General features: G+C 69.7%; 13 protein-coding genes. 8 read left to right on the top strand and 5 right to left on the bottom strand.

What is annotated here, in order from left to right:
• Nucleotides 1–19: 19 nt before the first annotated feature.
• The gene (locus QFZ61_RS09560) at nucleotides 20–1,396 is read right to left on the bottom strand and encodes an amino acid permease (RefSeq protein ID WP_307035460.1); all 1,377 of its coding nucleotides are present in this window, start codon (nucleotides 1,394–1,396) and stop codon (nucleotides 20–22) included.
• Between the two features lie 172 nt (nucleotides 1,397–1,568).
• Here QFZ61_RS09560 and QFZ61_RS09565 point away from each other — a divergent pair, with 172 nt between their 5' ends.
• From QFZ61_RS09565 to QFZ61_RS09590, 6 genes are all read left to right on the top strand, one after another.
• Nucleotides 1,569–2,042 (top strand): Lrp/AsnC family transcriptional regulator, encoded by a 474-nt coding sequence (locus QFZ61_RS09565; RefSeq protein ID WP_307035462.1) that lies wholly within the window; start codon nucleotides 1,569–1,571, stop codon nucleotides 2,040–2,042.
• A gap of 139 nt (nucleotides 2,043–2,181) precedes the next feature.
• On the top strand, nucleotides 2,182–2,898 hold the full coding sequence (locus tag QFZ61_RS09570) for an NUDIX domain-containing protein (RefSeq protein WP_373427196.1): 717 nt from the start codon (nucleotides 2,182–2,184) through the stop codon (nucleotides 2,896–2,898).
• The gene (gene nadA, locus QFZ61_RS09575) at nucleotides 2,895–4,193 is read left to right on the top strand and encodes a quinolinate synthase NadA (protein ID WP_307035468.1); all 1,299 of its coding nucleotides are present in this window, start codon (nucleotides 2,895–2,897) and stop codon (nucleotides 4,191–4,193) included. Before QFZ61_RS09570 ends, nadA begins: the two co-directional genes overlap by 4 nt.
• Entirely contained in the window at nucleotides 4,190–6,019 is a 1,830-nt protein-coding gene (locus QFZ61_RS09580; protein ID WP_307035469.1) for an L-aspartate oxidase, read from the top strand. Before nadA ends, QFZ61_RS09580 begins: the two co-directional genes overlap by 4 nt.
• Nucleotides 6,016–7,026, top strand: coding sequence for a carboxylating nicotinate-nucleotide diphosphorylase (nadC, locus tag QFZ61_RS09585; protein WP_307035471.1), 1,011 nt, complete (start codon nucleotides 6,016–6,018; stop codon nucleotides 7,024–7,026). The genes QFZ61_RS09580 and nadC overlap by 4 nt, the downstream gene beginning before the upstream one ends.
• Entirely contained in the window at nucleotides 7,023–8,180 is a 1,158-nt protein-coding gene (locus QFZ61_RS09590) for a cysteine desulfurase family protein (RefSeq protein ID WP_307035473.1), read from the top strand. Before nadC ends, QFZ61_RS09590 begins: the two co-directional genes overlap by 4 nt.
• Here the strand turns inward: QFZ61_RS09590 and QFZ61_RS09595 are convergent.
• Nucleotides 8,177–8,659 (bottom strand): GtrA family protein, encoded by a 483-nt coding sequence (locus tag QFZ61_RS09595; protein WP_307035475.1) that lies wholly within the window; start codon nucleotides 8,657–8,659, stop codon nucleotides 8,177–8,179. The genes QFZ61_RS09590 and QFZ61_RS09595 overlap by 4 nt on opposite strands.
• Nucleotides 8,660–8,663: 4 nt before the next feature.
• A complete protein-coding gene (locus QFZ61_RS09600) occupies nucleotides 8,664–9,338 on the bottom strand; it encodes a DUF1684 domain-containing protein (RefSeq protein ID WP_307035477.1) in 675 nt (224 codons plus the stop codon).
• 127 nt (nucleotides 9,339–9,465) lie between these two features.
• Between QFZ61_RS09600 and QFZ61_RS09605 the strand changes: the two genes are divergently transcribed.
• Nucleotides 9,466–10,302, top strand: coding sequence for a hypothetical protein (locus tag QFZ61_RS09605; RefSeq protein ID WP_307035479.1), 837 nt, complete (start codon nucleotides 9,466–9,468; stop codon nucleotides 10,300–10,302).
• 88 nt (nucleotides 10,303–10,390) lie between these two features.
• Nucleotides 10,391–11,197 (top strand): transglutaminase family protein, encoded by an 807-nt coding sequence (locus QFZ61_RS09610; protein WP_307035481.1) that lies wholly within the window; start codon nucleotides 10,391–10,393, stop codon nucleotides 11,195–11,197.
• A 43-nt stretch (nucleotides 11,198–11,240) separates the two neighbouring features.
• Here QFZ61_RS09610 and QFZ61_RS09615 read toward each other — a convergent pair whose 3' ends face one another.
• Both QFZ61_RS09615 and QFZ61_RS09620 read right to left on the bottom strand, forming a co-directional pair.
• Nucleotides 11,241–11,753 carry a MarR family winged helix-turn-helix transcriptional regulator gene (locus tag QFZ61_RS09615; protein ID WP_307035482.1) on the bottom strand — a complete coding sequence of 171 codons (513 nt, stop codon included), beginning with the start codon at nucleotides 11,751–11,753 and terminating at the stop codon, nucleotides 11,241–11,243.
• Nucleotides 11,753–12,856: an LLM class flavin-dependent oxidoreductase gene (locus QFZ61_RS09620; RefSeq protein ID WP_307035483.1), complete on the bottom strand. Its 1,104-nt coding sequence runs from the start codon at nucleotides 12,854–12,856 to the stop codon at nucleotides 11,753–11,755. The genes QFZ61_RS09615 and QFZ61_RS09620 overlap by 1 nt, the downstream gene beginning before the upstream one ends.
• Between the last annotated feature and the right edge of the window lie 31 nt (nucleotides 12,857–12,887).

The raw sequence follows: 12,887 nt of genomic DNA on the forward strand, positions 1-12,887 counted from the left end.
TTTGTATACCCGCCGCGGGTTAGCGGGATCCGCGGCTGCGCGTGAGCCGGGCGCCGATCCAGCACGCGGCGGCGATGCCCACGATGAGTGCCAGCGTGCTGAACAGCTGCCTGCTGCTGTCCGGGCTGCTGAAGCCGACGGCGAAGATCAGGCCCAGCAGGACCAGCCCAACGACCGTCAGTCCGGGGAAGGCCTTCATCCGCAACGGCAGCGCGGTGCCTTCCCGGTCGGCACGGCGCCGAAGGATCAGCTGCGACACCAAAGCCGAGCCCCACACCACCAGACAGGTGGAGCCGACCAGCTGGAACAGTGCGGGCAGGATCCGTTCCGGGAACAGCAGCTCAAGCACGGCGGCGAGGAAGCCGAAGGCGACGGAAATGCCGACGGCGGCCACCGGGACCCGTGCCTTGTTGAGCCGTGACAGGGCGCGCGGCGCCTCGCCGCGCTCGGACAGCGAATAGGCCATCCGGGACGCGCCGTAAAGGTTGGCGTTGAGGGCGGACAGCAGGGCGACGACGGCCACCAGGGTGATCGCCGCCCCGGCGCCCGGGATGCGGGCCAGGTCCAGGACGCCGGCAAACGGCGACTTGAGTGCCTCCGACGTCGAAGGGAGTATGGCGGCGATGACGAAGACGGAACCGATGTAGAACACCAGGATGCGCCAGACCACGGTCCGGATCGCGTGGCTGACGCTGCGCTCAGGGTTTTCCGTTTCCGCCGCCGCCACACTGACGATTTCGGTGCCGCCGAAGGCGAAGATCACCACGAACAGGGCGGTCGCGATGCCGCCCAGGCCAGCCGGGGCGAAGTCCGTGGTGAGGTTGCGCAGTCCCGGGCTGGCGACGCCGGGGAGCCAGCCGAAGAGCAGGGCGGCGCCAATGGCCAGGAACAACAAAATGGCCACGACTTTCAGGATGGCGAACCAGAACTCGAACTCGCCGAAGTTCTTGACCCCGGTGAGGTTGATGGCGGTGAAGACTGCCATGAAGACCAGCGCGAGGCCCCAGACCGGCACCACGGGCCAGATGGTGAAGAGCAGTCCCGCGGCGCCGAGGGCTTCTGCGGCGATGACGACGACGAGCTGCAGCCACCAGAGCCAGCCGACCGTGGCGCCTGCTGTCTTGCCCATCGCTTTTTCGGCGTAGACGGAGAACGCGCCGCTGGTCGGGTTGGCGGCGGCCATCTCGCCGAGGGCCCACATGACGATGATGATCAGGGTGCCTGCCACCAGGTAGGAGATCAGGACCGCCGGGCCGGCGGCCTGGATGCCGGCGCCGGAGCCGAGGAACAGGCCGGCACCGATGGCGCTGCCGAGTCCCATCATGGTGAGCTGGCGGGGCAGCATGGTGTGGCCGAGTTTCAGGCCGGGGCGCTCCGCGGTGGACTTCGTTGTCATGCTGGCGAACCTTCTTAGCTGGGGTGGTGTCCTTTTGGGACCTTTCGAATTTACCGTCCCGCGGCAGCCGTTCGGGACCGGCGGCATGAGAGCATGGTTGCAGTTTGTCCAAGGAACCCTCCGAATACCCGGCGATTTGCGCTGTCGTATCCCTGCTGGCAAGGAATCTCACGTGAATGTTGACCCGCTTGATGCGAAGATTGTCCGATTCTTTACGGACTCGCCGCGGGCTTCGGTCCTCGAGGCGTCCCGGGTCCTCAAGGTTGCCCGCGCCACCGTGCAGTCGAGGCTGGACCGGATGCAGGACGGCGGCGTCATCGGGTCCTGGGTGCCGCAGCCGGACCCCTCCCATTTCGGCTACCCGGTGGTCGCGTTCTGCTCGCTGACCATCAACCAGGACCTGGGGCACGACGCCGTCGTAGAAGCGCTGGCCCGGATACCGGAACTGATCGAGATCCACACCGTGTCCGGGAGTTCGGACCTGATGGCCCGCATCGCTGCCCGCTCCAACTCGGACCTGCAGCGGGTGCTCGACGCCATGATCGCCACCCGGACGGTCCTCCGGTCCTCATCGGTGATCGTGCTGAACACGCACTTCCAGGGCCGGACTCTGCCGCTGCTGGAGGCCGCGGCCCAGGAGCAGTAACCCGCCCGGACTATTTTGTCCCGGGCTGGCACCGTCGTAGAATTAGTTCTAGTCAACATGACTATAACTACTCCGGCGGTCCGGCCGGAGCCGTCCGGCCAGTCCCGAGGACTGTCCGGACCCCGGCAACCGGGGGTTGATCACCGTCTACACCTCACCAGCCAATGTGTCGGAGCGTCAGCTCGCGCCGCCGTCGCTGGCCATTTCCACGGTCATTTTCGCCCTGCGGCCCAGCGAACGCTCGGGCCGTCCCACGCTCTGGATCCCGCTGGTGCGCCGCATCCGGGAGCCCTTCAAGGGCCTGTGGGCGCTGCCCGGCGGCCCGCTGACCCATGCGGAATCCCTGCAGGACGCCGCATCCCGGAACCTGCGCGACACCACCGGCCTCGCGCCCAGCTACCTTGAGCAGCTGTACGCCTTCGGCGGCCTGCACCGCTCGCCCACCCAGCGGGTCGTCTCGATCGTGTACTGGGCGCTGGTCCAGCCCACCGAAGCGGCACTGGCCGACGAATCCGAGAACGTCCGGTGGTTCCGCGCCGACCGGCTCGGCGACCTGGCTTTCGACCATAACGAAATCATCGAGTACGCCCTTTGGCGGCTGCGCAACAAGATGGCCTACGGCTCGATTGCGTACCACTTCCTCGGCGAGTACTTCACGCTCGCCCAGGTCCGGGGGGTTTACGAGGCGGTCCTGGACCGGGAGCTGGACCCGGCCAACTTCCGCCGGCAGATCAAAGCCGCCCCGGAAATCGAAGAGACCGACCAGTACCTCCAGGGCGGCAAACACCGTCCGCCCCGTCTTTACCGCTTCACCGGCCGTCCCGGCCTCGATCCAGACAACAGGAGCACATCATGAGCAGCGTCAACACGGCGATCCAGCTGATTACCCGGGGCCAGGCGGAGGGCGCGACGGCGGCCACCACCTGCAGCCCGGCGCTGGCCCGCGGGCCCTGGGACTTCGACCTCGCTGAAGCCAGTGCGGGTGTGCCCGGCTATGGCCCCGGCGCGTCCCTGGCGGATATCGCTCCGCCGTCGACCCCACGGCAGGGCCAGCTTCCGGAGGAATACCGCGTGGCGGACGACGCCGAGCTTGACGCCCGGATCCGCGCGGCCAAGGCGGCGCTCGGGGACCGGGCCGTGATCCTGGGCCACTTCTACCAGCGCGATGAGGTGGTCGAGTACGCCGACTTCGTGGGTGACTCGTTCCAGCTCGCCAACGCAGCCCTGACCCGGCCGGACGCCGAGGCGATCATCTTCTGCGGCGTGCACTTCATGGCCGAAACCGCGGACATCCTGTCCCGGCCGGAGCAGGCGGTGATCCTGCCGAACCTCGCCGCCGGCTGCTCGATGGCGGATATGGCGGACATCGATTCCGTGACCGACTGCTGGGAGCAGCTCGAGGAGCTGTTCGGCACCGAGCCGGACGCCGACGGGCGCGTACCCGTCATTCCGGTCACCTACATGAATTCCTCGGCGGCGCTCAAGGGCTTCTGCGGGGAGCACGGCGGCATTGTCTGCACTTCCTCGAACGCTGCCACGGTGCTGGACTGGGCGTTCGAGCGCGGCCAGCGGGTCCTGTTCTTCCCGGACCAGCACCTCGGCCGCAACACCGCCAAGGCCCTGGGCGTGCCGCTGGAGCAGATGCCGATGTGGAACCCGCGCAAGGAGCTCGGCGGCAACGACGAGCAAACCCTGCAGGACTCCCGGGTGATCCTGTGGCACGGTTTCTGCTCGGTGCACAAACGCTTCACGGTGGCCCAGATCGAGAAGGCCCGAGCCGACTTCCCCGGCGTCAAGGTCGTCGTGCACCCGGAGTGCCCCATGGAAGTGGTCGACGCCGCGGATGCTGCCGGGTCCACCGACTTCATCCGGAAGGCCATCGCCGCCGCCACGGAACCGACCACTTTCGCTGTGGGCACCGAGATCAATCTGGTCAACCGGCTCGCGGCGGAGTACCCGCAGCACACCATCTTCTGCCTGGACCCGGTGATCTGCCCCTGCTCCACGATGTACCGGATCCACCCGGGCTACCTCGCCTGGGTGCTCGAGGCGCTGGTCCGCGGCGAGGTGGTCAACCGCATCACGGTGGCCGACGGCGTCGCAGCCCCGGCGCGGGTTGCCCTGGAACGCATGCTGGCGGCGCGGCCGTGACCCGGCGGCTCGTCGTCGTCGGCAGCGGGATCGCGGGGCTGTACGCGGCGCTTCTCGCTTCCGAAGCGGCCGCCGCTTCCGAATCCGACGCGAGCGCACCGGGTGTCGAGGTGGTGCTGCTGACCAAGGGGACGCTGGAGGACAGCAACACGTTCTACGCCCAGGGCGGGATCTCCGCGGTGCTGGGGCCGGACGAGGCCGCACCGGGGGACACCGTCGCCGCGCACATCGCCGACACGCTTGCCGCCGGTGCCGGACTGAACGATCCAGAGGCCGTGCGCATCCTGTGTACCGAAGCTGTCCGGGACATCACCGGTCTGCGCCGCTTCGGCGTCGAGTTCGACGGCGGGTCCGCGGGGCCGGCACTGGGGCTGGAGGCTGCACATTCGGCCGCGCGGATCCTGCACGCCGGCGGTGATGCCACCGGCGCGTGCATCGCCCGTGGCCTGACGACGGCAGTGCTGGCCCGCGCCGCGCAGGGCCGCCTCCGGGTGGAGACCGGTGCTTTCGTGACCGAGCTGCTGACCGATGCCCGGGGCCTCACCGGCGTCGCTTACCTCGCCGGCAGCGAGCTCACGCGGCTGGACGCCGACGCCGTGCTGCTCGCCACCGGCGGAGCCGGGCGACTGTTCGCCCGCACCAGTAACCCCGCCGTCGCCACAGCCGACGGACTGGCGCTGGCCTGGCGGGCGGGGGCAGCTGTCCGTGACCTCGAATTCTTCCAGTTCCACCCCACCACGCTGGCCGCCACCGAAACGGCCGGCGGTCCGCCCGCACTGCTGATTTCCGAGGCGGTGCGCGGCGAGGGAGGCGTGCTGCTGGACGCCGACGGTCGCCGCTTCATGCCGAACTACCACCCGGACGCGGACCTGGCCCCGCGCGACGTCGTCTCCCGGAGCATCGCGCTGCATCTGGCTGCCACCGGGATGCCGGCGGACAGTCCCGTGTACCTCGATGCGCGGACTCTGGAACGCCGCCGCGGCGCCGGATTCCTGGCCCGGCGCTTCCCCACGATCACCGCCCGGACCCGTGCCGCCGGCTACGACTGGGCCCAGGAGCCGCTGCCGGTCTCGCCGGCGGCGCACTACTGGATGGGCGGGATCGCGACGGACCTCCACGGCCGGACCACGGTGCCCCGGCTCTACGCCGCGGGCGAGGCTGCCTGCACCGGAGTCCACGGCGCGAACCGGCTGGCCAGTAATTCGCTGCTCGAAGGGCTGGTCTTCGGGCGCCGGGCCGTGGAATCGTTCCTCGGTGGCGAAGCGTCGCACGACGGCACTGCTCCGCACAGGGGCGGCGCGTCGCACGACCGCGCTGCTCCGCGGGCTGTCTCGGCCGCGGGCGGCCTCGCCTTGACGCCCGCTTCCGCAGTGCTGTCGCGCGACTCCTCCGGGGAAGGAACCCCACGCACTGCCCCCGAAGTAATTATTGGGTCCGGTGCGGGGGCTTTTTCGCGGGAGGCGCTTGGGTTGTTGATGACGCGGGCCGCCGGGGTGCTTCGCTTGGGGGCCGAACTCGATGCTGCAGCGGCGCAGCTGGCCGCCTGGGCCGCCGCCGTCCGTCCAGAGACAGTGACGGACGCACTTGACCAGTCCGCGCACGAGGACTCGAACCTGCTGCTGGCCGCGCGGCTGCTCGTGCAGGCGGCCCGCGCACGGACCGGCTCCGTCGGCGCCCACTACCGGGCCGACGCGATGCACTCCCAGCCCCGGCCCGCCAGGCCTGCGGAGCCAACACCGGCAGCGGCCCGCCACGCCGCCCTGCCCGAGACCCAGACCCGCCGGCACCTCGCTACCCCCCGCACCAAGCAAAGGATCCCCTCATGACCGCCACCGTCACCCCGGCCACCGCCGCCCAGGGCTTCCTCGCGGCGTCCGCACCCCCGCCCGCGCCGATTGCTGTTTCCGGACCGTCCCGGTCCGCGGTCCTGACCGGCACCCTTCCGGCAGCCGCCGTCGAGGCCGTGCTGCGGGCAGCGCTGCTTGAGGACGCCCCCTATGGGGACATCACCTCCCAGTCGCTCATCCCGGCCGACGCCCGCGCGACCGCGGTGCTGTCGGCGCGGGTGCCCGGGGTCTTCAGCGGCGGCGAGGTGTTCGCCGCGGCGATGAAGCTCGCTGACCCGGGCGCCGCCGTCGACCTGCTCGTGGCGGACGGTGAAGCTTTCAGTGCCGGCACCGCGCTGGCCAGGGTGACCGGCAACGCCCGGGGCGTGCTGCTGGCCGAGCGCGTGGCGCTGAACCTGGTGCAGCGGATGAGCGCCATCGCCACCAGGACCGACGAGTTTGTCGCCCTGGTGGCCGGCACCCGGGCCCGGATCACCGACACGCGGAAGACGACGCCGGGACTGCGGGTGCTTGAGCGCTACGCAGTCCGCTGCGGCGGCGGGGCAAACCACCGCTTCGGCCTTTCCGACGCCGTACTCGCCAAGGACAACCACCTGGCGGTGCTGACCGGGGGAGACCCGGCGAAGCTCACCGCGGTGCTGCGCGATGCCAAAGCCCGGCTGGGACACACCACGCACTTCGAAGTTGAGGTGGACAGCATGGAGCAGATCGAGCCGGTGCTGGCCGCCGGTGTGGACACCATCATGCTGGACAACTTTTCGCTGATCGAACTCGCGGACGGCGTCGGGCTCATCGGCGGGCGGGCCCGCGTGGAGGCCAGCGGCAACGTCAACCTCGCGACCGTGGCGGGGATCGCCGCCACCGGGGTGGACGTCATCTCGATCGGTGCGCTCACCCACAGCGTCACCGCGCTGGATCTCGGACTCGACGTCGAGCTGGAAACGGCGCCGGCCACCGCGCCCGCGGGCGGCCAAGGAACGCCGTGATCTTCCTCGACGCCGCCGCCGCCACCCCGGTCCGCCGCGAGGTGCTGGAGGCCATGTGGCCGTACCTGAGCGGCGAGTTCGGCAACCCGTCCAGCCACCACTCCCTTGGCGACGCTGCCGCCGCGGCGCTCGCCGGCGCCCGGGACAGGGCAGCCGAAGCCCTGGGCTGTCGCCCTGGCGAGGTGGTCTTCACCTCCGGCGGCACCGAAGCGGACAACCTCGCCGTCAAGGGCATCGCCCTGGCCCGGCGGGCCGCAGACCAGCGCCTGGACCGGGTGGCGATCAGCGCCGTCGAACATCCCGCGGTCGAAGAATCGGCGAGGTACCTGCAACGCCTCCATGGCTTCGCCGTCGATGTCATTCCGGTGGACCGTTACGGGCAGGTCACCGAGGAGGCGCTCGCCGCCGCACTCCGGCCCGAAACCGCGCTGGCCAGCGTCATGTACGCCAACAACGAGGTGGGCACCGTCCAGCCGGTGGCCAGGCTCGCCGCCTTGGCCCGCAGCCGGGGCGTTCCGCTGCACAGCGACGCCGTGCAGGCAGCGGGCTGGCTGCCCCTGGACGTCCGGGCGCTGGGCGTGGACGCGCTGAGCATTTCCGGGCATAAGCTCGGCGCGCCCAAGGGCTGCGGGGCGCTCTTCGTGCGCGGCAGGACCCGGCTGGAGCCGCTGATCCACGGCGGCGGGCAGGAACGCGGACGCCGTTCAGGCACCGAGAACGTGGCCGGGGCGGTCGCGCTTGCGACGGCGCTCAGCCTGGCCGTGTCGTCACGGGAAGCCTCCGAGCGCGTTGCGGACCTGCGGGACGGCTTCATCGCCGCCGTCCTGGCCGGAGTGCCCGGGGCCGTGCTTACCGGCCATCCCGCCGAGCGGCTGCCCTCCGTGGCGTCGTTTTGTTTCCCCGGCACCAGCGGGGAGTCGGTGCTGCTGGAACTGGAACGCCAGGGCGTCATCTGTTCCAGCGGCTCAGCCTGCGCCGCGGGTTCGGACGAACCGTCCGCGGTGCTGCTGGCGATGGGGATCGACTCGGCAGTGGCCCAGACGGCCGTGCGGTTCAGTTTCGAGCCCTCGGTCACGGCCGCCGAGCTGCGCGAAGCGGCTGCCGCGGTCCGTGCCGCCGTCGGCAGCGTTCGCACCCTGGGCGCTGCCGGCTAGCGGTGCCGGGCGCGGCGGAAGATCCAGTGCCGCAGCATGGTGAACCGCACGGCCGTGGCCAGGAAGCCGGAGAGGGTGGTGGTCCAGAGTTCATCGGCCACTGTCGCGTCCGGGTTCACCCAGTGCAGGATGCCGAGGCTGCCGCCGGTGATCAGCAGGGCGACAAGGATGACGATCAGCCCGTTGAGGTGGTCGCGCTTCATCCGGTGCTGCTCGGTGATTTTGAAGGTCAGCCGCCGGTTCAGCGCGGTGTTCAGGAAGGATGTCAGGATCAGCGCCACGGCGTTGGCCGGCTGGGGTCCGATCCACGGCCGGAGCGCCGCGTACAACGCCAGCGAGGTGACGGTGCAGATGACGCCCACGCCGGTAAAGCGCAGCAGCTGCCGGACCAGGGGGTAGCGGAGCACGCCGCGGCGGCGACGCCGGGTGTCCGGAGGGGATTGCGACGGCGGCTGGGCCTCTTGAAGCTGGAACTCCATCCGGTCAGGACAGCTCGCCGACCGGGATGTCCACCGCCAGGCGGTTGGACGGCCCGGCCAGGGGGCATGCCCACGCTTCGTTGTACGCGCAGGAGGGGTTGTACGCGAAGTTGAAGTCCAGCACGAACTGCGCGTCGGGCCCGGACCCGGTGACCCCGTGGAAAGCGCCCTTGATGGTGTCCAGCAGGTAGCGGCCGGCGCCGTAGCTGCCGCCGGGCTGGCCGGCGGTGGCGTCGCGGAACGGAACAAAGATTCCGCCGCCGTAGCCGTTGAGCTTCCACACGGCCAGTTGGCCCATCTCCGGCAGGTCGAAGGTGCCCAGGCGGACGAAGCGGACGACGCCGTCGGTGCCGGTCTTGACGTTCATCTCGCGCCCGGCGCCCTCCTTGGTGATGGGGACGTGGAAGCGGTAGATGGGGTCATAGTCCGCGGTCTTGAGGCCGCCGAAGTCTGCTTTCGCGGCTTCCGTCAGCGGCGAGGCGGGGTGGGTGCCGAACATCCGGTCCCGGCCGTGCCGCCAGTAGGAGTGGGCCTCGGCCGGGTTGTCGGCCGCGATCTTCCGCACGCCGGCATAGAGCGCAAAGGTCCGGAGCCGCCAGTCGGCGATGTCGACGGCGGAGATGCGCTGCACGTCGTCCTGCTCGTCACGGTCCGTTCCCTCAAAGTCCTGTTCCGACATCCCTCCAGCCTAGCCTTGTTTGGCGGCAGGGCTTGCTGGGGCCTGCCCTCCGGGCCTCGGTGTCTGCTTTAAGGAAACGCTGTTCCGGATGCTCTGAGCTGCCCGGGGCCCCGGCTACGCTGGCACCATGACTGGGACGGCACTATCCCGCGGACTCCGGCTGGCAGCGGCGCTGGCGCTGAGCGCGTCGGCGCTCGCGGGCTGCAGCAGCAACGGTTCTCCGGCGTGGACTGCGGGAACCCCGGGTGGCACTTCGACGCCTGTGCTGTCCACCGGAGGCACCGCACCGGCGTCGCCGGGTGCGGGCGCCGGGACCGCATCGGCGTCGGGCTCCGCTACGGCGTCCGCCGGCGTGACGTCCCCTGGCGCAACGGCAGGAGCGACGGCGTCGGCCTGGAAGACGTTTTCCGATCCGGCCAAGAACGTGAGCTTTGACCTGCCGCAGGACTGGATTGCCCAGTCGGGCACCCCGGCCCAGGGCACGCTCCCGGGGGCGGTGAAGGTCGAGGTCAAGGACGCCGAGGGGCGGTACCTCGCCACCCTGCAGACCGGGCTGCCGCCCCAGACCGCCGCCGCGTGCGCGGCCGAGGCCGCCAAGCCGTACGTCGTCGTCAGCAGCGTTCCGGTGGAGCTGCCGCACCGCGGCGGGGCGGGAACCATCGACCCGCACGTGGTGTTCCGGGTGATCCAGGGATACAAATATTTCGGTTCCTACGGCATCACCAGTGTGGTCGGGGGAGCGGAAAGCAAGTCCTGCGCCCTGCAGAACTTGGTGCGCGGCCCCGAGGGCAAGGGCGACTATTCTTTCGGAGACCTGGTCGAACTCAAAGCGTTCGCACCGGACCAGAAAGTGGCTCCGGCAAAGTCTTTCGACACTCTGGCCCAGGCCGACAGATACGTCAATGGGGGCTCGGAATTCGCCAATGTCCAGCGGATGCTAATGTCGCTGAGGATCAAAAACTAGTCCTGCCCGGCCGGCGTCACGGCCGCCGCGGCACTCGTCGAAGCCGCTGCAGATCCGACGGCTCCGCTCGCACCCCTTCCGGAGACTCATGGAACGCATCGTGTCCGCACGCATGGCCTTCAAAACGGTGGCCGACACCAAGGTCGCGATGGCCGTGGCGGTGGCGCGCAACCCCGGTTACAGCGGCTTTGAGGAGTCGCTGTCCGTGACGGCGGCCGGCGAGGACGTGCCCCTGGTCGAACTCTCCGACCACCACGGCGGCCGCTTCCACTACATGGAGTTTCTCGAGCCCACCGAGGTGCTGGTGGAGTACGGCGCCACCGTCACCGGCTTCGCCGTGCCGGAGGAAACCGGACTGATGGAGCTCATCCGCTACGTCCGGCCCAGCAGGTACGCCGAATCCGACCGGCTGCTCCCGACGGCGTACGCCGAGTTCGGCGGTGTGCAAGGGCCGGAGCTGCTGCACGCCGTGCGGAACTGGGTCTTCAGCGAACTGCGCTACGTCAGCGGATCGTCGCGGGGGACCGACGGCGCCGTCGAGACCCTGCTGCACCGCCGCGGCGTCTGCCGCGACTTCGCGCACCTGGCGATTTCATTGCTGCGGTCCAAGAACGTCCCGGCCCGGCTTGCCGCGGTGTACGCGCCGGGGCTGAGCCCGATGGATTTCCATGCCGTGGCAGAAGCCCATGTCGGCGGGGCGTGGCACGTCATCGACCCCACCGGCCTCGCCCCCCGGGAGAGTCTGCTCCGGATTACCGCCGGCCGGGATTCTTCCGACACGGCCTTCCTGTCCACGGTGGGCGGCAGCCTCTCGCTGAAGGAGCTGAAGGTCACCGCCACTGTGACCGGAGAGCTTCCGGTCGAGGATCCTGCTGCGCTCGTCACCATCCGGTAGTCTGCCGGAGCGCAATGCGCGGTTCGACGTCGGCGTCGCGGCGTCAGCGGGCCTGGACAGACGCCCGGAGCTTTTCGGTCAGCCGCAGCAACTCGCGCTGCTCCGCCGCCGTCAGGGCCGGGCCGACCAGTGCTGCGATGTCCCGGACATGCTCCCGGCCGATCTGCTTTTGCAGTTCCCGCCCGTCCTCGGTAAGCCGGACCAGGACGCCGCGGCCGTCGTCGGGGGCGGGCCGGCGCTCCACCAGGCCGCGCTTCTCCAGCCGCTCCACCAGCCGGCTCAGGCTCGACTGGCTCAGGAGCACATGGTCGTTGAGTTCGTTCTGGCGGAGCCAGCCGGAGGGGCAGCCGGAGAGCGTGAACAGGACGTCGTATTCATTGACGGCGAGATCCTTGAAGGCAGGACCGCCTTGCAGCCTGCGCATCACGGCGACCTGCGCCCGGAACAGCGACTCCCAGGTCTGCGCCGGCAGCCGAACCGAGGAGGCCTGGGCTTCCCCGGTTGCCGCCGGCGCTCCTTTGGCGGCGGCTCCCGCCGGCGCTGCTTTGGGGGACATCAGGCGCCCTGGGGCGCAGCCTCGAGGGCCGCAAGCTTGGCGGCCACGCGACCTGCGTGGGTCGGCGGGGCCGGGACGTGGGCCGGAGTCTTCTCGGCGTATTCCTTGCGCAGGACCGGAAGGACTTCCTCACCGAACAGGTCCAGCTGCTCCAGCACGGTCTTCAACGGCAGGCCGGCGTGGTCGATCAGGAACAGCTGGCGCTGGTAGTCGCCGAAGTACTCCCGGAAGGTCAGGGTCTTCTCGATGACTTCCTGCGGGCTGCCGACCGTCAGCGGGGTTTGGGCGGTGAAGTCCTCCAGTGAGGGGCCGTGGCCGTAGACCGGGGCGTTGTCGAAGTACGGGCGGAACTCCTTGACGGCGTCCTGGGAGTTCTTCCGCATGAAGAACTGTCCGCCGAGACCGACGATGGCCTGGTCTGCCTTGCCGTGGCCGTAGTGTTCGTAGCGTTCGCGGTAGAGGCCGATCAGCTGCTGGTAGTGCTCCTTGGGCCAGAAGATGTTGTTGGCGAAGAATCCGTCACCGTAGTAGGCGGCCACCTCGGCGATCTGCGGCGTGCGGATGGAGCCGTGCCAGACGAAGGGGGCGACGCCGTCGAGCGGGCGCGGGGTGGAGGTGAAGTTCTGCAGCGGCGTGCGGTGCTTGCCGGACCAGTTGACGGTGTCCTCGTCCCAGAGCCGGCGCAGCAGGCTGTAGTTCTCGATGGCGAGCTCGATCCCGTCCTGGATGTTCTTGCCGAACCAGGGGTAGACGGGAGCGGTGTTGCCGCGGCCCAGCACCAGGTCCACGCGGCCGTCGGACAGGTGCTGAAGCATCGCGAAGTCCTCGGCGATTTTCACCGGGTCGTTCGTGGTGATCAGCGTCGTGGCGGTGGAGAGGATGATCCGCTCCGTCTGGGCGGCGATGTAGGCCAGGGTGGTGGTGGGGGAGGAGGAGAAGAACGGCCGGTTGTGGTGCTCGCCGATGGCGTAGACGTCCATGCCGATCTCTTCGACCTTCTTGGCGATGGCCACCGATGCCTTGATCCGCTCATGCTCTGTGGGGGTGTTGCCCGTGGTGGGGTCAGCAGTGATGTCGCTGACGCTGAATACGCCGATCTGCATGGTGTTCCTTTCCGGCCGGAGGCTTCCGGTT

The sequence above is a fragment of the Arthrobacter sp. B3I4 genome, from assembly GCF_030816855.1.
Taxonomy (GTDB): Bacteria; Actinomycetota; Actinomycetes; order Actinomycetales; family Micrococcaceae; genus Arthrobacter.

What these genes read in the sequence shown, in the direction of transcription:
- QFZ61_RS09560 (WP_307035460.1), bottom strand. Translation starts at nt 1,396, where the DNA reads ATGACAACGAAGTCCACCGCGGAGCGCCCCGGCCTGAAACTCGGCCAC.
- nadA (WP_307035468.1), top strand. Translation starts at nt 2,895, where the DNA reads ATGAGCAGCGTCAACACGGCGATCCAGCTGATTACCCGGGGCCAGGCG.
- nadC (WP_307035471.1), top strand. Translation starts at nt 6,016, where the DNA reads ATGACCGCCACCGTCACCCCGGCCACCGCCGCCCAGGGCTTCCTCGCG.
- QFZ61_RS09595 (WP_307035475.1), bottom strand. Translation starts at nt 8,659, where the DNA reads ATGGAGTTCCAGCTTCAAGAGGCCCAGCCGCCGTCGCAATCCCCTCCG.
- QFZ61_RS09600 (WP_307035477.1), bottom strand. Translation starts at nt 9,338, where the DNA reads ATGTCGGAACAGGACTTTGAGGGAACGGACCGTGACGAGCAGGACGAC.
- QFZ61_RS09605 (WP_307035479.1), top strand. Translation starts at nt 9,466, where the DNA reads ATGACTGGGACGGCACTATCCCGCGGACTCCGGCTGGCAGCGGCGCTG.
- QFZ61_RS09610 (WP_307035481.1), top strand. Translation starts at nt 10,391, where the DNA reads ATGGAACGCATCGTGTCCGCACGCATGGCCTTCAAAACGGTGGCCGAC.
- QFZ61_RS09615 (WP_307035482.1), bottom strand. Translation starts at nt 11,753, where the DNA reads ATGTCCCCCAAAGCAGCGCCGGCGGGAGCCGCCGCCAAAGGAGCGCCG.
- QFZ61_RS09620 (WP_307035483.1), bottom strand. Translation starts at nt 12,856, where the DNA reads ATGCAGATCGGCGTATTCAGCGTCAGCGACATCACTGCTGACCCCACC.